Source organism: Bacillus mexicanus (assembly GCF_050445615.1).
Classification (GTDB): domain Bacteria; phylum Bacillota; class Bacilli; order Bacillales; family Bacillaceae; genus Bacillus; species Bacillus mexicanus.
Genome location: NZ_JBCEYV010000001.1, coordinates 819,345 through 839,425, shown reverse-complemented (window position 1 = coordinate 839,425; position 20,081 = coordinate 819,345). Strand labels below are relative to the sequence as shown.

Sequence of the window (20,081 nt, the reverse complement as noted above, 5' to 3'; positions counted from 1 at the left end):
TATTTACGGAAGAACTGAACTCCCCATCAAATATCGATCCACTTCGCGCGCCACTTCACGGCCTTCATTAATCGCCCATACGATTAAGCTTTGACCTCTTCTTGCATCCCCTGCGGCAAATACGCCATCGATATTTGTTTGATAATCCCCATATGCTGCACTGATTTTGTTGTTTGCAGAATCAACACCGAACTGTTTCAGCAACGGCTGTTCTGTGCCTTCAAAGCCGATCGCGATGAAGACAAGCTGAGCAGGCCATACTTTTTCCGTTCCGGGCAGCTCGCGGAACTCGTATTTTCCATGCTCGTTTTTCACTTTTTCCATTTGGATGGTATGAAGCTCTTTCAGCTTTCCGTTTTTATCCGCTACCAATTTTTTTGTTTGAATGGAGTACTCTCTCGGATCTCTTCCGAATTTTGCTTCTGCTTCTTCATACGCATATTCAAGCGTAAAGACATGCGGCTGTTCAGGCCACTGATTGTCATTCGTTCGGGCTGGCGGAAGTTTCGGGTGTTTGCCGAATTGGTGCACACTTTTAGCTTTTTGCCGCAGTGCAGTAGCTACACAGTCGGCTCCCGTGTCGCCGCCCCCGATTACGATGACATCTTTCCCTTTGGCATCAATAAATTTCTTGTCTTTAAAGTTAGAATCTAAATAACTTTTTGTCGCAAGTGTCAGGTAGTCCATAGCGTAAAGGACTCCTTTTGAATCTCGCCCTTCAATTAATAGATCCCGCTGTTTTTGCGCGCCTGTACACAAAATCACAGCATCAAATTGCTCCTTCAGCTCATCAGCTGTAATATCAACACCGATTTCTGTGTTTGTGACAAAATCAATTCCTTCTTGCGTCAACAATTTAATTCGGCGTTCTACAATGCCTTTCTCAAGCTTCATGTTTGGAATGCCGTAAGTTAAAAGGCCGCCCGCTCTGTCTGCACGTTCAAAAACAGTGACAGAATGCCCAGCTTGATTCAGCTGATCAGCACTTGCCAGTCCAGCCGGGCCTGATCCAACGATAGCCACGTTTTTGCCAGTTCGTTTTTTAGGAATTCTAGGCTGAATCCAGCCATTCTCAAATCCTTTATCGATAATGGTGCGTTCAATATTTTTAATGGATACGGCCGGATCTGAAATTGCTAATGTACATGATCCTTCACAAGGAGCAGGACATACCCGCCCTGTGAATTCAGGAAAATTGTTTGTTTTCAAAAGACGCTCCAATGCTTCTTTCCATCTGCCTCGATAGACAAGATCATTCCATTCAGGAATTAAGTTGTAAATCGGACAGCCGGATGTAAATCCGTTAATGTCTGCACCGATTTGGCAAAACGGTGTACCGCAATCCATACATCGTGCTCCTTGCCGTTTTGATGCTTCTTCTGACAAAGGAGCAGAATATTCTTTCCAATCCTTTAAGCGAGTGAGAGGGTCCCGCTCAGCAGGTTTTTCTCGTTTGATCTCCATAAATCCAGTTGGTTTTCCCATATTCCTCTCCCCTTCCTTACTGTACTACCGCTTGTTTTTGACCTGATGATACCGTGTTCTGCTTTGGTTTTGTATTAGCTTCAAAAGCGTACATGACAGCTTCTTCATCTGATAAACCTGCAGCTTTTTGTTCTTCAATACTTGCGAGCATTTGTTTATAGTTTTTCGGAATGACTTTAACGAATTTTTTCACGCTGTCTCCCCACTGATCAAGCAGGTTTGCTGCTTTTTCGCTGTTTGTATAGGCAGCATGTTTTTCAAGCATTGTGTGAATGTGCTGGATTTCTTTTTCATCCTTTAATGATTCAAATAAAATCATTTCAAGATTGCATTTACGTTTAAATGCCTTTACATCTTCGGTGAGAACATAAGCGATCCCGCCGGACATACCTGCAGCGAAGTTTTTGCCTACATCACCGAGTACGATCACACTTCCGCCAGTCATGTATTCACAGCCGTGGTCGCCAATACCTTCTACAACCACATTTACACCGCTGTTCCGAACGGCAAAGCGTTCACCCGCACGTCCGTTAATATATGCTTCACCGCTTGTCGCACCGTAGAAGGCCACGTTTCCGATAATGACGTTATCATCTGAAGCATAATTGAATCCTTCTGGTGACTTGACGATGATTTTTCCGCCAGAAAGCCCTTTTCCGACATAATCGTTTGAGTCTCCGTCCAAATAAAGCGTCATTCCTTTAGGAACAAAGGCTCCAAAGCTTTGTCCGGCTGATCCGGTAAACTGCAGCTTGATCGTGTCTTCTGGAAGCCCTTCTTCTCCATAGCGTTTTGAAATTTCACTGCCTGTTATCGTTCCGGCTACACGGTTTGTATTGTTGATTTCAATTGAAATATCCGCTTCTTTTCCAGACTCGATGGCTTTTTGTACGGCCGGAAGAATTGCTGTGACATCCAGTGATTGATCAATTTTATGATTTTGCGGCGATTGAAATGTCCGTATGCCTTCAGGCTGATAAAGAAGTGTAGACAAATCAAGCTGGCTTGCCTTCCAGTGCGCCTTCGCCCGTTCACTCACATTGAGTGCGTCAGTGCGGCCGATCATTTCATCAAATGTCTTGAAGCCTAAAGCAGCCATGTACTCACGAACTTCTTCAGCAATGAACAGCATATAGTTCACAATGTGATCAGGGTCTCCCATGAACTTTTTGCGAAGCTCTGGATTTTGTGTCGCTACTCCGACAGGACATGTATCTAAATGGCAGGCGCGCATCATGACACAGCCAAGTACAACTAGCGGAGCCGTTGCGAAACCGAATTCTTCAGCTCCGAGTAATGCAGCCATTACAACGTCCCGTCCCGTCATAAGCTTTCCGTCTGTTTCTAACACAACACGGTCGCGGAGCCCATTCAGCATTAACGTTTGATGAGCTTCTGCCAAACCAAGCTCCCATGGAAGCCCTGTATGTTTAATACTGGTTTTTGGAGAAGCGCCTGTACCTCCGTCGTAGCCGCTGATTACAATGACATCTGCAGTCGCTTTGGCAACACCTGCAGCGATTGTGCCTACACCTGCCTTTGACACCAGCTTTACGCTAATTCTTGCATCACGGTTGGCATTTTTTAAATCATGAATCAGCTGGGCCAAATCCTCAATCGAATAAATGTCGTGGTGCGGCGGCGGTGAGATTAATCCGACACCAGGTGTTGATCCGCGGACATCAGCAACCCAAGGATATACCTTGTTGCCAGGGAGCTGTCCGCCTTCACCCGGCTTCGCGCCTTGCGCCATTTTAATTTGCAGCTCATCTGCATTGACGAGGTAATGGCTTTTGACACCGAAACGTCCGGATGCAATTTGTTTGATCGCACTTCTTCGGTCATCGCCATTTTCGTCTGGAACAAAACGTTTTGGATCTTCTCCGCCCTCACCGCTGTTGCTTTTTCCGCCAAGACGGTTCATAGCAATTGCTAAAGCTTCGTGCGCTTCTTTACTCAAGGATCCAAACGACATCGCACCTGTTTTAAAGCGTTTGACAATCGATTCAGCGGATTCGACTTCCTCCAGTTTCAGCGGCTTACGGTCTCCGTCGAATGCAAACAAGTTCCGTAAAAATCCGATACGTTCTTCATCTGCCGCTTTTGTATATTTTTTAAACAGCTTGTAATCATTTCTGCGGCACGCCCATTGCAGCGTATGAATCGTTTTCGGATTAAACGCGTGATGCTCACCGCCGTTTCTCCATTGAAAATCACTTCCTGATTCAAGCGTTTTGCTGTAATCATCCTGATACGCTTCTCGGTGGCGGTGCTGCGCTTCTTCCGCTATTGTTTTGATGTCGATGCCTCCGAGCTGTGATGCTGTACCAGTGAAATAGCGGTCAATTACATCTCGGCTGATGCCTATCGCCTCAAAGATTTGGGCGCCTCTGTAACTTTGAACAGTTGAAATTCCCATTTTGGACATCACTTTGACGACACCTTCAGTGATACTTTTTCCATATTTGCTGACTGCTTCTTCATAACTGATATCCAAACGGCCTTCATCAATTTCCTGCTTGTAGGTCGCATAAGCGAGATAAGGATTGATCGCATCCGCTCCATAACCGATCAAAGCTGCAAAATGATGCACTTCACGCGCTTCGCCTGATTCCACAATTATGCTGACTTTTGTACGCAGCCCTTTGCGGATTAAATGCTGATGCAGCGCGCTGACTGCCAGTAGCGGTGGAATTGGTGTCAGACGTTCGTTCATCTTTTTATCTGATAAAATTAACAAGCTTACGCCATGATTGACGGCTTTCTCTGCTTGTGTGAACATATCCTTTAATCCGCGTTCAAGATCCTCTGAAAACAGCACATCGATTTTTTGGCTTTTTAAATCAGGATGAACAATCGTTTTCAATGCGTAGAACTGTTCATTGGATAAAACAGGTGTATACAGTTTAATGCGGCGAACGTTTCGCTCACTTGGGTGGAGAAGATCGCCTTCTGCCCCGAGCCAGGTCATCGTTGATGTCACAAGCTGCTCACGAATCGCATCGATCGGCGGGTTCGTTACTTGTGCAAACAGCTGCTTAAAGTAGTTAAACAGAGATTGCGCACGGTCTGACAAAACGGCAAGCGGCGCGTCATTACCCATTGAACCGAGAGGATCTTTGCCTTCTTTAATGACAGGGATTAAATATTTTTGAATATCTTCATATGTGTATCCGAATGCCTTCTGGCGAGTAAGAAGATCTGTAAACTGTTCTTCCTCTCTTGATTCAGGATCTGGATTTACTTGGACAAGCTCTTCTTCAAGCCACTTTTGGTATGGATACTCAGTCGCAATTTGTGTTTTGACTTCTTCATCTGAAATAATCCGGCCTTCTTCCAGATCGATTAAAAGCATTTTTCCAGGTTCGAGACGGTTTTTATATAAAATGTTCTCCTGCTCCACTTCAATCACGCCTACTTCAGATGAGAAAATAATATAATCATCTTTTGTTACATAATAACGAGCCGGACGAAGACCATTCCGGTCAAGGACCGCACCGATTTGTTTTCCGTCAGTGAAAGAAATGGCTGTCGGTCCGTCCCACGGTTCCATTAATGAACTATGGTATTCATAGAACGCTCTTTTTTCCTTAGACATATGTGTGTTTTCTGTCCATGGTTCAGGAATAAGCATCATTGCTGTATGTGCCGGCTTGCGTCCAGCCATCACAAAAAACTCAAATGCGTTATCCAAAATGGAAGAGTCACTGCCGTCAGCATTGAGAATCGGCAGAATCTTGTTTAAGTCCTCACCGAAGCTTTCTGATACAAATTGCTGCTCACGCGCTCTCATCCAGTTGATGTTTCCGCGAAGGGTATTGATTTCACCGTTATGAACCAAATAACGGTTTGGATGCGCTCTTTCCCATGTCGGGAATGTATTGGTGCTGAAACGTGAATGGACAAGCGCAAAAGCAGAAACGAATGCTTTATTCTGCAAATCAGAATAAAAAGCATCAACCTGTTCAGGTGTTAACAGACCTTTGTACACAATGGTCTGGCTTGAAAGACTGGCAAAATAAAAATCAAAACTTTCCGTTACTCCCCAGTTTTCAGCCTGCTTACGAATGACATACAACTTTCGTTCAAAAGACAAATCGTCCTTCAGGTCCGAGCTTGCGCCGATAAATACCTGACGGACAAATGGACAGCTTTTTTGCGCCACTGTTCCGATTTTTCTGACATTTATAGGTACAGTTCTCCATCCAAGAACGGTTTGGCCTTCTTCTTCAATCAGTGCATTAATGTGCTTTTCGATTTTTTTTCTTTCATCTTCCTTCTGTGAGAAAAAGACCATTCCTACCCCATAACGCCCTTTTTCCGGCAGATTGATGTCTTTACACTCTTTCCTAAAGAAAGCATCAGGGATTTGCACCAGCAAGCCAGCTCCGTCTCCTGTATCCGGATCACTGCCTTGGCCTCCTCTGTGGTCTAGCTGGCAAAGCATCTTAAGCCCTTGTTTGACGATGTCGTGCGTTTGTTTGCCCTTTAAGTGTGCATATAGGCCGATTCCGCATGCATCATGTTCAAATTCAGGACGGTAGAGACCTTGAGCTTTTGGCATTTGATTGTATGTCATAATTCCACTCCCCCGATCAATTTCCGATAATAACGGTCATAAAATCTAACACTCTATAATCATTGTAGGTTTTCAAAACGATATAAACAATATATAATTTAGATCAAAAGAATCTCAAAATGAGATAGATGGATGTGAGATAAAAATGGAGCTGCGCCAACTGCGTTATTTTATGGAAGTAGCTGAAAGAGAACACGTGTCAGAAGCCGCTGATCATTTGCATGTGGCCCAATCTGCAATCAGCAGGCAAATTGCAAATCTTGAAGAAGAATTAAATGTGACGTTATTTGAGCGTGAGGGGAGAAATATCAAACTCACGCCGATCGGAAAAGAATTTTTACATCATGTGAAAACGGCGATGAAAGCCATCGATTATGCCAAAGAACAAATTGATGAGTATCTTGATCCCCATCGCGGAACGGTAAGGATCGGCTTTCCTACAAGTCTTGCCAGCCAGCTTTTGCCGACTGTCATTTCAGCATTTAAAGAAGAATACCCGAACGTTGAATTTTTGCTGCGTCAAGGCTCCTATAAATTTTTGATTGAAGCTGTCAGAAACCGTGATATTGATCTGGCCTTATTAGGACCGGTGCCGACGAATTTCCCTGACATAACAGGGAACATATTATTCACAGAAAAGATTTACGCGCTTGTTCCATTAAATCATCCGTTAGCCAAACAAAAAACAATTCATTTAATCGACTTGCGCAACGACCAATTTGTTTTATTCCCGGAAGGATATGTGCTTAGAAAAATGGCAATTGACGCCTGCAAACAAGCTGGTTTTGCTCCTCTCGTTTCTACAGAAGGTGAGGATTTGGATGCGATTAAAGGCTTGGTGTCCGCTGAAATGGGCGTTACCCTTCTGCCGGAAAGCACTTTTGCTGAAACGATACCGCGTTTCACTGTGAAAATTCCAATTGAGTTTCCTCAGGTAAAACGAACTGTAGGAATCATCAAACCGAAAAATAGAGAGCTTGCTCCGTCTGCGAATGATTTTTATGAGTTTGTCATTCAATTCTTCTCTAAACTAGAGCAGTATCAATAAAGAATAAACCCGACCTTCTATTTAAAGAAGCTTCGGGTTTTTTTACTGAAAATTATTTTACAGGCAAAGATAAATCCACATGGCAAACAAATGCTTCCTGATCTATCACAGTTTTGTTTTTCAGCTCTTCCTTCTCTTTGGGTTCTTGAAGCTGTACAGAAGAGTAATTGACGATTCCGAGCCCAATTTCTGCTCCTTGTGAATCCATCAGCCGAACAACTGATCCGCTTTTGAATTTCCCTTTAATCTCCTGTACACCATCCAGATCTAAACTCGATTGGCCATTTGTGATTTTTTGCGGATAATCATCTGATAAAATGAGTTCGCCTTCCGGGCCGGAGTTAAAAGCGATCCACTGCTCCTTTTGATTTAACGGAAGCGTTCCCTCAGCTTCAAAGTAAGTGCCTTCCGCTTCTTCATGAACGGCTTGATACAAAATATCGCTTGCATCTGCCTGGCCAAGAAATCCTTTAATGCCAGACGCCATTACAATTTTAAACGCGTCAAGCTTAGAGCGCATGCCGCCAGTACCGATGTCGCTGCCTGAGTCACCTGCACACGCTTCGATGTCAGCCGTTATCTCGCTTACCCGCTTCATCCGCTTTGCTTCTGGATTTGTACGCGGATTGCCGTCATATAGTCCGTCGATATCTGATAAAATCACAAGCATATCTGCGTCAATTAATCCCGCAACTTTTGCTGCAAGCGTATCATTGTCGCCAAACTTCAGCCGATTGACAGTAACTGTATCATTTTCGTTGATAATCGGGATGATGCCGCGTTCGAGGAGTACACTCATTGTATTCCGGACATTATTATAACGATATTCATCAGAAAAATCGCTTCTCGTAATTAAAATTTGGGAAGCAACATAGCCGTGTGCCAAAAACAGCTTTGAATAAGCTTCCATCAGCAGGCCCTGGCCGATTGAGGCGGATGCTTGTTTTTCCGGAAGCTTCTTCGGTCTATGGATAAACCCGAGCTTCCGATATCCAGCGGCCACTGCGCCAGACGACACTAAAATCACTTCATAGCCTGCGTCTTTGAGTTTGACAACTTGATCGACCAACGCTTCTAATTTTCGGATGCTGATTTCTCCATGAAGGCTTGTTAATGAACTGCTTCCAATCTTCACAACGACTCTTTGCATGTTTGTATCAGGTGTCACTTGATCACTCCTGATAGCAGGGCTGTTGTTTTTTCAATATCGTTGCTGATTTCCTTTGAACGCTTTGCAGCATGCGTGATTGCTTGAGAAATCGCTTCTCCGCCGCCGCTCTTTTTCAAGGCGTGCAGCCCTGCAGCTGTTGTTCCGTTCGGTGATGTGATATGATCTCTTAACACTTCAGGCTGTTCTCCTGTTTCTATGAGCATTTTTGCGGCACCTAAAAGTGTTTGCGCGCCGATGCTTCGAGATAATTGTTTATCGAGGCCTGCCTCTTCACCTGTCTTTTCGATGAATTCCATTAAATAATAAAAATACGCGGGTCCGCTGCCCGCAATCCCGGTGAATATGTCCATTTGATTTTCTTGGATTGTATAGACTTCACCCATGCATCCAAGCAATGATTCAGCCAGCTCCCGCTGATCTTCTGATACATACTTGCCCAGCGCAATGGCTGTTGCAGATGCGCCGATCATACTGGAGGTATTGGGCATTACCCTGACAACTGGCTGCTGATTAAGCAATGATTGTTCAATAAAAGAGGTTGTTATGCCGGCAAGGACCGACAATAGTAATTGATGGGGTTGAATACGTGATTTTAATGATGACAGAGCTCTTTCAGCGTCTTTTGGCTTCATGGCCAAAATAAGCACATCCATGTCTTCAATACGGATTTGGTTCGGCGAGGCGCCTTTAATTCCATATTGAAGTTCGAGTTCCGCTAATCGCTCTGTATTGCTGCGGTTTGTAACGCAGATGTTTTGCTTCGGGATTTTGTTGGCACGAACGATACCTGATATCATTCCTTCTGCCATAGATCCTGCTCCTATAAAAGCTACTTTTTTTTGATCAAAGATCGGTAACATCTCCTTTGTTCGCTTTTTTGTTCGCATTTCCACACGTTTAAAATGTTACCACTTGTGGAAATGATGTCAAGTGTGAAGGTCATCACTGATGTGTATTGTTTCTTTTCGACAAATATGTATCTTGCAGAACAAAAACACCCGATGCACATTGCTGTGCGGGTGTTTGTTTCTATTAAAAATTATCCGCAATCGCTTTTTCAATCAGGTTTTTACAGCGATCCAACTCAACTTTCAGCTGCTTTTTATATAGTTTGGCAGCTTCGTAATCTTTAAATTGATAGAGAACGACTTCCTGAAGTTTGGCACCTTCTTTTTTTACTTTGATTTGCTTTAATATCCCGTCATCAAGAAGCTCATGCAAAGACCGATATACTTCTGTATGATTTGGTTTAAAACCAATCTCTTTAAATTCAGACCGAAGCACCTCAAGCAGCTTTAATCCGTAGAGCCTCTCCTGCTCTGTCATTGTTATCATATAAAGCTTCAAAAATGCGCGCTGTTTAACTAAAAAACCAGTTGAACTTCTTTTTTCTTCTTTCATGATACGCACTCCTTCCTTTATAACTGAGAACACCATGTACTAAATATTCAATTTTATATTATTGTTTTCCTTCTTATATTAAAGACTGTTATATCCAGTTATCTTGTATTCATTACATATAAGAGGAAAAGCAGAAAAATAAAATATCAAATGAACATTTAGTATATAGTTTTTTTAGTTCTATTATAACCTTTATTATCGTTCTCTTCAATTTAAATGGTAATAAAAAAAGCTTGTCGCATGACAAGCTTCTCATTTTTACGGATTTGTTGACCATAATCCAGCTGTTTTAATGAAAATTCGCGGATCTAATTTCAATTGTGCCACCATGTATTCAGCAAGATCCTCTGGCTGCATGACCTTTTCAGGATTACCGTCTGTTAGGTTCAATTCAATAGACATATCACTAGCGACAGTACTTGGTGTTAACGCGCTGACTCTGATATTATGTTTTCTCACTTCTTGCATAAGAGACTCAGTTAATCCGAGAACAGCAAACTTAGATGCACTGTAAGCACTTGTCGCAGCTGCTCCTCTTTGGCCTGCTGTAGATGAAATATTAATAATGTCTCCGGCTTTGCGTTCGATCATTTCTGGAAGCACCGCGCGAGTGACATGGTACACACCCATTAGGTTGACTTGCATAATATTTTCCCATTCATCAGCAGACAGATCTAAGAAACCGCCAAATTTGCTGATGCCTGCGTTATTAATGAGGATATCGATATCTCCAAGCTGTTCCTTCACTTGAGCTACAGCTTGGTTAACCTCCTCGGCATTTTTTACATCTGCAGTGGCAAATGCTGCTTTTACACCAAGAGCTTTGACTTCTTCAGCCACTTTTTCAACATTTGCCGCAGTCCGGCCAATTAATCCGATATTCACGCCTTCTTTCGCAAGCGCAAGAGCGGTAGCACGGCCGATCCCTCTGCCTCCGCCTGTGATAAGAGCGGTTTTCTTTTGTAAATTTTGCAATTGAAGCACCCTTTCTTTGTTTCATATGTACGATATCACATTATAAGTAGAATAAGTCCAATACGCAAATCAAACGAACTGAAAGAACATCATTCTTCTGGTTAAAAAAGCGGAAACAGGGTAATGACATAAGAAAAGGAGTGAATAACATATGGTTATTGTGTATATCAGCATCGCAGTATTGGCTGTTTCAGTTATTTTCTTAGGGATTAATGTACTTCAAAATAAGAAAAAATTAGATCCCGCACTAAAGGAAATCACCTCTGTTACACAGGCAATGCAAAAACAAGTTGATGCATTAAAAATGGAAGCAGATCTGCTAACGCAAAAACAAAAGAGGATTCAGCAGGATGTGCAAATGAAAAAAAACGTCATCAAACAAACAGCAGTTGAAGTGAAAGAAGTTCCTCAAGCAGTCAAAGAAGTGTGGCAGGCAGGACATTTACATCACAGATAAAGAGAATGATATCCCGTTGTTACGACCAGAATGAACAATGGGATATCGTTTTTTAATGAGGACTTGTTTGTAAGCCGCAGCTGCTTAAAGAGAACCTGCATTTTCTTGCGAAGTATTTACATTTCATTTTCATCAGAAATACGAATTTCGCACCTACTATTACCCGCCTAATGCAGAGATCAAATCTGATCGTCTCGATTGTGACTGCCGGAAGCACTCTAGTTTTCTCCACATGAAAACAGTACAAAGTTATCATTGAAAGCCTGCGGCAAGATCGGTGTCTTGAGTCTTAAAAAATGCTGTAGTCACGAAACAAGCAGCAGGCCCCTCCAGTTCGATTTGATGACGTACCTTATTACTATGCTTGATTGATGCAGCTTTTAGACATTTAAAGTGCCGGTAGAGCTTTTCATTCCGCTTCCCACTAGCAAATATCCTGTCTACATTCAGCCAACGATGATATCGTATACAGACCAGCCATACTCTATCTCTTATACTAAGCTTCTGTGTTTTTGGCACTTCTCTAAGAAGCTCAAATAGGTGACAGGACCGGATCAGCCAAAGCGCTCTGTGACTCACATATCCCCGAATTTTTTGTCTTCATGGCTTTATACATCTGTATCTGGAAACGGGTTGAGCGAGCGGAGCAATTTTAGCGGAACAATGATCAGATAATGCAAATTTACCGATTAAACCTCCCCCAACATTAATTGACATGAGGCACCACATTCTCTTTCTAAAACCTATATACTGAATAAATGCTTCAGCTCTTGCGCAAAATATTCCTGAAAATATGTTGGACAAGGAGTGTTTTAATGATGACCACGACCGGTGACCAACCAAACATTACAGAGAAACAATTCGAAGAATTTAAAAGCCACTTTCCTGATGACGCAAAAATACAATCTGCTACCTTTCAAGAGCTTCTTGCCAACACAAATGGCGGAAATGTAGATTGGACCAACCTGGATGAGGTGGACGCCATACAACCGCAAAGACTAAATAGCAGCGCACTAGATTGCGGACTTTTGTGGGGTGTGGTCGGATTGGACTGTGTCTTTTTGGCATTGGGGGTTGGCGAATTCAGAAGCATCATCAATCGAGCGACGATTAAAGCCGCTAGTGCTGCCATAGAACCATTGGAACAATTATTAAAAGCTGATATTGTCAGATTGGCTGAATCAACAACCGCCAAAGAAACGGCGAGCTTAGCAGTCAAGCTGGTTCTTAAAATTGCATTGAGCGGTGGAAGTCTTGTGTCAAAGATCCTTCAATCCTTGAAGCATACCATGAGTTGGTGGCAATGGCTTTTATTCGGAGCAAGTGCGTTTTTCACAATTATGGCAGCTCTTGCAACTGACGGTGTAGCTCTTATTGCCATTGCTATCGCAGAGATGGCTCTTATTGGGGTTACTGTATCTGATTGCATAAACGCTAAAAAGGTATGCGGGTTAAAATGATTGATACGTACTGTGCCTAATTTTTCAACAGTTATAACAAAAAGCCCGCCAGGCGGGCTTTTCTTCAGCTTCAGTTTCTCCGATTTGTTTGATGCGTGGAAACTGTACGCTTATAAAGAATTAGCGAATCCCAAAACCAGTAGATCAGTGCAGCTACAATACTTACCATATAATAAAAGTACGATTGCAATGCCCATGCTATTGACTCAGGATAACCGATAACAAAAAGCAGGAAAGCTGCGATAAAAGCAATGACAATGGACAATGTAAATCAATAGATGCATGACATTGAATGTTTTCGCTTTTTTCTGCAATATCATTTGCAGCGGAAAAGCAAAAAGGCCATACATCACAACGCCGTATAAGAAAGCAATGGCTGCCGTAATCAATGCAATGATCAAATCGCCAAACATAATAAAAAAAGAATATCTCCAAAAATTAAACCAAACGTAAGGCTGGACAGCCCTAATGTCATTACATAATATGCTGCAGTGCTTTTCATTTTTTCACCTTCCTGTTTGATTAATTCATTTCTAAACCTTTGTATTTCTTTCATCAAGTTGTCTACCCCAACATGCCATACGCCATGCGCTACTAGAAGGTTTCAAACATGACGTTCTTTTTATTAAATAATATGACTGGTATGAAGATGCCTCTTTTGATCGACAAAACCGCGAATGAAAAAAGTGAATGAATACCTGCCTAACAGACAGAATAAAAGAGGTGATATTCAACACTTTTCGTAAAGGAGTGAAACAAACAGGAAAATTAGGTAAAGGCGATCTAAAACAATGAAATACGTTTTATACCCACACTAAAAATTCAATAACCTGGAGGAAGTAAAGTGACTCAAAAAAATGAAGCCGACAGACCTGATGATTATAAAAGATTTTCTTCAATAGGCAAGGAAGATGATGTTCAACAAAATGCAAAAACTGAAAGTCATAACAGAAGCGACACCACGGATGTGGCCGGACGATATTTTGATCCCTCGGATTATAAAGGAACCACGCAATTAGAAAAAGGGTTGGCTGAAACTCATGAACAAGTCAGTGATGATTATTTTGAAGGAACGATCGATCAAAATCTAGACTAGTATTCAAGCGGAGCTGACTTGACAGAAGGCAGTTAGTTCCGTTTTAAATTCACCTCAGTAAAATCTATGGGAGCTATCAAATAGTAAAACAGATTAAAAAAGGCTTTTCCTATCTCAAATTGGCTGAACAGGCAGTTCTTTCGAAAATATAATGATCATACGCAGCATATTTGAAGGAGCGAAACGTCAAATGGGGATTATCAATGGAAAAGAATTCATTGACCGATTGAACAAACTAGAAAACGAAATTTGGTATGATGGCAAAAAAATAGAGGGTAACATTTCTGAACATCCTGCGTTTAAAGGAATTATCAAAACAAAAAGCTCTCTTTATGATTTGCAAACGAAAGATGAGTTCATAAACGAAATGACTTATCGTCTTTCTGGAGATTATGAGCGAATTGGTCTTTCCTATCTCCAGCCTAAAACCAAGAGCGATTTGAGTAAAAGAAGGAAGATGATTGAACAGTGGGCTAGACATACTCACGGAATGATGGGGAGAAGTCCGGATTATATGAATACGGTGATGATGAGCTTTGCATCATCAGCAGAGCTTTTACGAGAAAAAGAGAATTGCTTTCCGGAACACATACTAAACTTGTATCAGAAAGCCGCTAAAAACGACCTTTCCTTTACCCATACATTCATTACCCCCCAAGTGAACCGGTCACAGTCCTATTTTGGAATCAGTGAAAAGCCGATATCAGCTAAAGTCATTGATAGAACGGAAAAAGGATTGATCATTCAAGGCGCACGTCTGCTTGCAACTCAAGGTGGATTAACTGATGAAATCTTGGTTTTTTCGGCACCAAAATTTTATTTTGAAAAGGATGAAGCCTTTGCTTTTTCGATTCCCTCTAATACAAAAGGTGTCAAATTCATCACAAGAGAATCATTTGTATTAAGCGAGTCGACCTTTAATCATCCCTTAAGCTCAAGATATGAAGAAATGGATTCAATCGTCGTTTTTGATCACGTGTTGGTACCCTGGAATCGTGTGTTTTTTTACGATAATGTTGAAGCAGCTAATGATTTTATGGCGAAAAGCTCTTTTCATGCCTTTACCTTTCATCAGGTCGTCATTAGGCAAATGGTCAAAATTGAATTTCTATTAGGAGTTGCACAGCTTCTGGTCGACACCATTAATGTGTCTGAATATCAGCATATACAAGAAAAGCTCTCCGAAATCATTGTCGGATTGGAGACAATCAAAGCACTCATTGACAAATCAGAAAATGACGCACAATTAGATGAAGCCGGCTATATGCGTCCCAGTTTAATTCCTCTTCAAGTCATCAGTACAATCATTCCAACTCTATATCCTCGTTTCACTGAAATTATTCAGTTAATTGGTGCCAGCGGAATGGTAACGCTGCCGACAGAAAACGCGTTTGACTCAGAGATTTCGGAAGATCTTGACCAATACCTTCAAGCAGTCAATACAAATGCTTTTGAGCGTGTGAAAATATTCCGGTTAGCGTGGGATTTAACGATGAGTTCCTTCGGCACAAGGCAAACTCACTATGAAAGATACTTTTTCGGGGATCCTATTCGGATTTCAAGCAGACTGTATACCAGCTATCCCAAGCAGCAGCATGTGAACATGATTAAAACATTTCTGCAAAGAGACGCTGATAATTGATATCTGTTTGTATGAAAAAAACAGCGGGAAAAAGTCCGCTGTTTCGTATTTTTCATTCTGGAAATTGCACATGCCCCGGCACTGTATATGCTTTTGACGTTCCGCTTTCAGGCAGCTTCGGAATGGTGTCTTTCACCACTTTCCCCCTGATATCGGTCATTCTGATTTTGAGAGAACCAGCCCCTAAATGAGTGCCGGAAAAATGGTTATAGTCCATTTTTTCCATGTTAATCCACTTGCCATTCTTTTCATATTCCATTTTCATAACAGGATACTTGTGATTTCTGACTTGAATTGCAGCCCACCATCTGCTGCTGCCCTCTTTGACCCGGTACGTGAAATCACCGGTGATTGGAGCTTTGACAACACGCCATTTAATGTTGATTTTTCCGTCTTTCATATCACCAATTTTTCGAAAAGCATTCGGTGACAGATCAAGAGCTCCACGAGCGCCTTCTGGATACAGATCGGTTACGTAGACAATTGTTTTTCCTTTTGGACCTTCAACTTCCAAATAAGAGCCTGCAAGTGCCGCTTTCACTCCCCCGTAATTGAGATCTGCCGGATTAATTGCGGCAATCTCCATATCAGAAGGAATTGGATCCAGCAAGAAAGCCCCTCCTGAATAACCTGACCCCGTATACGTTGCATAGCCTTCATGCAGGTCATCATATGCGGCCAAAGCTTGCGGAGAAAAACAAAGGATCATCAACAAAACCATACCCACAATTGCACTGAGATTCTTTTTCATACATGTCCTCCTCAATTCAGACTTTAAATGAGAATCATTTTCATCATAAGTCTCAACCCACCTTCATTGAAAGAGGACATAGATTCATAGATTATGTAAGGCAGATTCATCACACATAGGCAGTTTTTTCAAAAAGATACAACGAATGAACGCACATACCTACCAGACGAAATTCTTATTTTGCATTTCTGAATAGCATCCGCATAACCATAAACAAAATAAATGAGCTGTTTGCAGCTCTTATTTTTCCCCGCTCAGTTTTAACTTAGCTGTCATCATGATGCCAAATATCAGCACGATCGGAACCCAAATGATGACGTTATGAAATTCAGGATTAGCCAAAGCTACAATAAAAGCCCCAAGGCAATAAAAGACAACCGCCAGCGCTCTTAACACAGTATCTCTTAAAAATGTTTTCTTCTTTTTCTTAAAAAATAATCGATTGGACAAATCCTCTAATAGAGAAGCCAGTGTTCCCGTTAACACAATTGAAGTAATGCCTGCGACTCCCAATTTTTTGGCTGCCATTGTTTGTATCCCCATGGAAATGCTCAAGAGAATAATAAGAATGTATACAGGAACAAAAGCCGAATAAAAAGAAAGACAAGAAAAGACAAATAAAATGAATGCTTCAAGTGCCAGTGCTTTAGTCACAGCAGGAGGCCAAAGGGTGTTTTCTGCCTTTCCGACCATCAGTGTCGAAATCATCACACCGCCTATAAATCCGATTAGCGCGATCAATGAATGAAAAACTGTAGCTTCAAGGGATTTGCCGATTCCTAACCCTAGCAATACAATATTCCCAGTCATATTGGCCGTGAACACATGTCCAAGGCTAAGATATCCGATTACATCCACGATTCCAGCTGTTAAACATAAAAGAATAAGCAGGATGTTTCGGTATGTTGCTGCAGTCAATGGCGCATCAACCCTTTCTTCTGTTTTCAATTGTTAGTATGTCTTTTAGCGCAGTTTGTATATTTATAAATTAGGAAAATAGAAACTACCAAATAATACCATTTTATGAAATGATAATCTTCACAAGGAAATGATTACATTAGAAAGGAAGCGTATGATGAAACGATTTTGTTTATGGTTCGCAGTTTTTAGTTTGTTATTGGTTCTCTTGCCTGAAAAAACGTTTGGAGCCGTTGATTTTCCAAATACCTCTACGAATGGCCTCTTAGGATTTGCTGGAAATGCTAAAAATGAAAAAGGAATGTCTAAAGCGAGCACAACGGGCGGAAAAAATGGTCAGATTGTTTACATTCAAAGTGTAAATGATTTAAAGGCACATCTAGGAGGAGCCACTCCGAAAATTTTAGTCCTTCAAAATAATCTTACCACATCTTCAAAAACAACAGTCACCATTGGCTCAAATAAAGCACTCGTAGGCTCTTACGCGAAAAAAACGTTGAAAAACATTTTTCTCACAACTTCACCTTCCTCCGAAAACGTTATTTTTCAAAACCTGACTTTTGAACACAGTCCGCAGATTAACGGAAATAACGATATCCAGCTTTATTTAGATTCCGGCATCAACTATTGGATTGATCACGTCACATTCTCAGGTCACAGCTATAGTGCAAGCGGCAATGATTTGGACAAACTTCTGTATATCGGAAAATCGGCAGATTATATCACCATCAGCAACTCAAAATTTGCGAATCATAAATATGGCTTGATTTTAGGATATCCAGATGATTCGCAGCATCAATATGACGGCTATCCCCACATGACAATCGCCAACAATTACTTTGAAAACTTATATGTAAGAGGCCCTGGCCTCATGAGATACGGTTATTTTCATGTTAAAAACAATTACAGCAACAACTTTAACCAGGCGATCACGATTGCCACAAAAGCAAAAATATATTCCGAATATAATTATTTTGGAAAAGGCAGTGAAAAAGGCGGTATCCTCGATGACAAAGGCACAGGTTATTTTAAGGATACAGGCAGCTATCCATCTCTCAACAAGCAAACCTCTCCACTGACTTCTTGGAATCCTTGGTCTCATTACAGCTACCGTGTGCAAACACCGGAATATACAAAAGAATTCGTTACGAAATATGCCGGATCACAAAGTACAACACTAGTATTTGGCTACTGATACAAAAGAGGCCTGCGTAAAACGCTCGGCCTCTTTTGTATGCTTACTTTTTTCAAGAAATCCCCTTCAAACAAAGCACCTTTTTTCACAAGAACTGCTTTATTATATCAGGCTCTCGTAAATATAAAGATATCATCTATATACCAGTCCGCCATCAGTTACTATCGCCTGACCAGTGATATAATCTGAAGCGTCTGAAGCTAAAAATGATACCAGATTGGCAACATCCTCAGGTGTTTGGTATCTCTTTAGAGCGATTTCAGAAGAAAATTTTTCAAAAGCTTCTCCCGGCTGCAAATCATCACTATGCTTCACCATTTCTTCATCTATTCTATCCCACATTTTTGTTTTTGCAACTCCGGGACAATATGCGTTCACTGTTATTTTATGCTTTGCCAGCTCTTTAGCAGCTGAATGTGTAAAAGATTTCACTGCATGTTTTGTCGCTGAATAGGTTCCCAGCATTTCAAATGACTCTTGTCCCGCTATACTGCAAGCATTAATGATTTTACCCTTTGTGTTTTGTTTCATAAACTGGTCAGCGGCAGCTTGAGTGCCAAAGACAACTCCATTGACGTTAACCTGAAATAATTTATTCAGCTGTTCTTCTGTTATCTCCAAAAATGGGGAAACAGCTTCAATCCCCGCATTGTTAATAAAAACATCTAAACCGCCAAAGTGATCTACCGCTTCTTTAACCAAATTGAATTGGTCATCACGTTTTGATACATCACCCGTTACTCCAATCACTTGAAAGTGTTTCTCTTTAAAATCTGAAACCGTTTCATTCAGCAGTGTTTCATTAATATCATGCAGCACTACCTGAAAACCATCTTGGCATAGTCTCTCTGCGATGCTTCTTCCTAATCCTCCTGCAGAACCCGTAACGATTGCTGTCTTGGTCATAATTATTCCCCTTTCGCAATGAGTTATCGTGACTACACTTTTATTGTAACAAATCATGTTGTCTTTGCATCATTTGAACTGTAGAGACAAAAAAAGCTTGGCTCATTTGAAACAATAACCGATAAACCATTCTTTTGAAAACCGCCTGTTGCAAACACTGCCCCATTCCAACCGAGCGTTTTTATGGATGGACATGACTTGATATCAAAACAAAATGTCGATCGCGGCAGTATATTTTTGTTTTCTTATGATAATGATGCATGTCAGGCTTCATTATTAGTGAATTTACACCTGAGCCGCTGATGAGTAGCATTGTGTTTTTTATTAGTATTAAGTATTTTTTTGCTTAGTGCAGTTTTATTCTTTTATATTGAAAATTTAGTACATAGATCATTTAGTTATTTAAAGGTTTACATCCCTTATTGATACTTTGCTATTCTTCAACAGCAGAATGAAATTCGCTTCACTTTTCAGTTCTGTCAGAAAAATAACTGAACCACATTAAACTTATAAAACCTGTAGCACCTATGATTGTAAAAATGATATAAGTCCATTGAAGTGAATCCATCTATTTTTCCTCCTAAATCCTACACCTATGATGCCTAAAATTGTACTTACACTTATTATGTAATGTTTTGTCGCCGCTTGACTGTCAATCAAATTGAAAAGTATTATCAGTCCATTAGCCATTGTCCCCGGATGGCAATGACACAAGAAACTAGATAGAAAAGTGAGTGATTTCATTCTCGACCTTCTTAAAGGCCATTTTCATTTTGCGTAATCAATAATAAAGACTACAGTTTTCGTTGTGTTAAAAATTGTGATCAGATAATGGTTATCATTTCCACGTATTCATTTTCAAGGTCGCAACATTCCTATTCAAGCAGAAAAACCCTATATAACATTTCTTACATAGGGATTTAACACGAGTTATCGTATTCTAATGATCATCCCGGCGCTTCACTTAATAAAAATTGAAAACGATTGTAGGACAGTT

Annotated in this window: 15 protein-coding genes and 2 pseudogenes; 6 read left to right on the top strand and 11 right to left on the bottom strand. The window is 41.1% G+C overall.

From position 1 onward, the window contains the following. Nucleotides 1-3 precede the first annotated feature (3 nt). Together gltD and gltB are read right to left on the bottom strand one after the other, a co-directional pair. Nucleotides 4-1,485, bottom strand: a complete 1,482-nt coding sequence (gene gltD, locus AAGG74_RS04680; protein ID WP_162104223.1) for a glutamate synthase small subunit — start codon at nucleotides 1,483-1,485, stop codon at nucleotides 4-6. Nucleotides 1,486-1,501: 16 nt separating this feature from the next. Next, nucleotides 1,502-6,064 (bottom strand): glutamate synthase large subunit, encoded by a 4,563-nt coding sequence (gene gltB / locus AAGG74_RS04675; protein WP_429674675.1) that lies wholly within the window; start codon nucleotides 6,062-6,064, stop codon nucleotides 1,502-1,504. A 145-nt stretch (nucleotides 6,065-6,209) separates the two neighbouring features. On the opposite strand from gltB, the gene gltC reads away from it, so the two are divergent. Then, nucleotides 6,210-7,112 carry a glutamate biosynthesis transcriptional regulator GltC gene (gltC, locus tag AAGG74_RS04670; RefSeq protein WP_162104225.1) on the top strand — a complete coding sequence of 301 codons (903 nt, stop codon included), beginning with the start codon at nucleotides 6,210-6,212 and terminating at the stop codon, nucleotides 7,110-7,112. A gap of 52 nt (nucleotides 7,113-7,164) precedes the next feature. On the opposite strand, the gene proB is transcribed toward gltC, so the two are convergent. The 4 genes from proB to AAGG74_RS04650 all read right to left on the bottom strand — a co-directional run bounded on the left by proB (nucleotide 7,165) and on the right by AAGG74_RS04650 (nucleotide 10,659). Next, on the bottom strand, nucleotides 7,165-8,280 hold the full coding sequence (proB, locus tag AAGG74_RS04665) for a glutamate 5-kinase (RefSeq protein WP_429674674.1): 1,116 nt from the start codon (nucleotides 8,278-8,280) through the stop codon (nucleotides 7,165-7,167). Beyond that, nucleotides 8,277-9,170 carry a pyrroline-5-carboxylate reductase gene (gene proC, locus AAGG74_RS04660; RefSeq protein WP_429674672.1) on the bottom strand — a complete coding sequence of 298 codons (894 nt, stop codon included), beginning with the start codon at nucleotides 9,168-9,170 and terminating at the stop codon, nucleotides 8,277-8,279. The genes proB and proC overlap by 4 nt, the downstream gene beginning before the upstream one ends. 145 nt (nucleotides 9,171-9,315) lie before the next feature. Continuing rightward, complete coding sequence (gene rtp / locus AAGG74_RS04655) at nucleotides 9,316-9,684, bottom strand: replication termination protein (protein WP_162104228.1); 369 nt, start codon at nucleotides 9,682-9,684, stop codon at nucleotides 9,316-9,318. A gap of 258 nt (nucleotides 9,685-9,942) precedes the next feature. Next, a complete protein-coding gene (locus AAGG74_RS04650; RefSeq protein ID WP_162102802.1) occupies nucleotides 9,943-10,659 on the bottom strand; it encodes a 3-ketoacyl-ACP reductase in 717 nt (238 codons plus the stop codon). A gap of 151 nt (nucleotides 10,660-10,810) precedes the next feature. On the opposite strand from AAGG74_RS04650, the gene AAGG74_RS04645 reads away from it, so the two are divergent. After that, nucleotides 10,811-11,116 carry a DUF948 domain-containing protein gene (locus tag AAGG74_RS04645; protein WP_225493864.1) on the top strand — a complete coding sequence of 102 codons (306 nt, stop codon included), beginning with the start codon at nucleotides 10,811-10,813 and terminating at the stop codon, nucleotides 11,114-11,116. An 815-nt stretch (nucleotides 11,117-11,931) separates the two neighbouring features. Next, entirely contained in the window at nucleotides 11,932-12,576 is a 645-nt protein-coding gene (locus AAGG74_RS04640; protein ID WP_258894750.1) for a hypothetical protein, read from the top strand. A 70-nt stretch (nucleotides 12,577-12,646) separates the two neighbouring features. Here AAGG74_RS04640 and AAGG74_RS04635 read toward each other — a convergent pair. Next, a pseudogene (locus AAGG74_RS04635) lies at nucleotides 12,647-13,078 on the bottom strand (UPF0715 family protein). 342 nt (nucleotides 13,079-13,420) lie between these two features. Between AAGG74_RS04635 and AAGG74_RS04630 the strand changes: the two are divergent. Both AAGG74_RS04630 and hpaB read left to right on the top strand, forming a co-directional pair. Continuing rightward, nucleotides 13,421-13,672 (top strand): YozQ family protein, encoded by a 252-nt coding sequence (locus AAGG74_RS04630; protein WP_162102795.1) that lies wholly within the window; start codon nucleotides 13,421-13,423, stop codon nucleotides 13,670-13,672. A 190-nt stretch (nucleotides 13,673-13,862) separates the two neighbouring features. Next, nucleotides 13,863-15,314 carry a 4-hydroxyphenylacetate 3-monooxygenase, oxygenase component gene (gene hpaB / locus AAGG74_RS04625; protein ID WP_429674670.1) on the top strand — a complete coding sequence of 484 codons (1,452 nt, stop codon included), beginning with the start codon at nucleotides 13,863-13,865 and terminating at the stop codon, nucleotides 15,312-15,314. Between the two features lie 52 nt (nucleotides 15,315-15,366). Here hpaB and exlX read toward each other — a convergent pair whose 3' ends face one another. Both exlX and AAGG74_RS04615 read right to left on the bottom strand, forming a co-directional pair. Continuing rightward, on the bottom strand, nucleotides 15,367-16,065 hold the full coding sequence (exlX, locus tag AAGG74_RS04620; RefSeq protein ID WP_429674669.1) for an expansin ExlX: 699 nt from the start codon (nucleotides 16,063-16,065) through the stop codon (nucleotides 15,367-15,369). Nucleotides 16,066-16,305: 240 nt separating this feature from the next. Further along, nucleotides 16,306-16,983, bottom strand: a complete 678-nt coding sequence (locus AAGG74_RS04615) for a YoaK family protein (protein WP_429674668.1) — start codon at nucleotides 16,981-16,983, stop codon at nucleotides 16,306-16,308. 157 nt (nucleotides 16,984-17,140) lie between these two features. Between AAGG74_RS04615 and AAGG74_RS04610 the strand changes: the two genes are divergently transcribed. Next, on the top strand, nucleotides 17,141-18,178 hold the full coding sequence (locus AAGG74_RS04610) for a polysaccharide lyase family 1 protein (RefSeq protein WP_429674667.1): 1,038 nt from the start codon (nucleotides 17,141-17,143) through the stop codon (nucleotides 18,176-18,178). A 132-nt stretch (nucleotides 18,179-18,310) separates the two neighbouring features. Here the strand turns inward: AAGG74_RS04610 and AAGG74_RS04605 are convergent, their stop codons facing one another. Further along, complete coding sequence (locus AAGG74_RS04605) at nucleotides 18,311-19,084, bottom strand: acetoin reductase (RefSeq protein ID WP_429674666.1); 774 nt, start codon at nucleotides 19,082-19,084, stop codon at nucleotides 18,311-18,313. A gap of 463 nt (nucleotides 19,085-19,547) precedes the next feature. Further along, nucleotides 19,548-19,774: pseudogene (locus AAGG74_RS04600) on the bottom strand (permease). Between the last annotated feature and the right edge of the window lie 307 nt (nucleotides 19,775-20,081).

Coding starts and splice junctions, on each gene's coding strand:
- gltD (WP_162104223.1), bottom strand. CDS start 1,485: ATGGGAAAACCAACTGGATTTATGGAGATCAAACGAGAAAAACCTGCT.
- gltB (WP_429674675.1), bottom strand. CDS start 6,064: ATGACATACAATCAAATGCCAAAAGCTCAAGGTCTCTACCGTCCTGAA.
- gltC (WP_162104225.1), top strand. CDS start 6,210: ATGGAGCTGCGCCAACTGCGTTATTTTATGGAAGTAGCTGAAAGAGAA.
- proC (WP_429674672.1), bottom strand. CDS start 9,170: ATGCGAACAAAAAAGCGAACAAAGGAGATGTTACCGATCTTTGATCAA.
- rtp (WP_162104228.1), bottom strand. CDS start 9,684: ATGAAAGAAGAAAAAAGAAGTTCAACTGGTTTTTTAGTTAAACAGCGC.
- AAGG74_RS04645 (WP_225493864.1), top strand. CDS start 10,811: ATGGTTATTGTGTATATCAGCATCGCAGTATTGGCTGTTTCAGTTATT.
- AAGG74_RS04640 (WP_258894750.1), top strand. CDS start 11,932: ATGATGACCACGACCGGTGACCAACCAAACATTACAGAGAAACAATTC.
- hpaB (WP_429674670.1), top strand. CDS start 13,863: ATGGGGATTATCAATGGAAAAGAATTCATTGACCGATTGAACAAACTA.
- exlX (WP_429674669.1), bottom strand. CDS start 16,065: ATGAAAAAGAATCTCAGTGCAATTGTGGGTATGGTTTTGTTGATGATC.
- AAGG74_RS04610 (WP_429674667.1), top strand. CDS start 17,141: ATGAAACGATTTTGTTTATGGTTCGCAGTTTTTAGTTTGTTATTGGTT.
- AAGG74_RS04605 (WP_429674666.1), bottom strand. CDS start 19,084: ATGACCAAGACAGCAATCGTTACGGGTTCTGCAGGAGGATTAGGAAGA.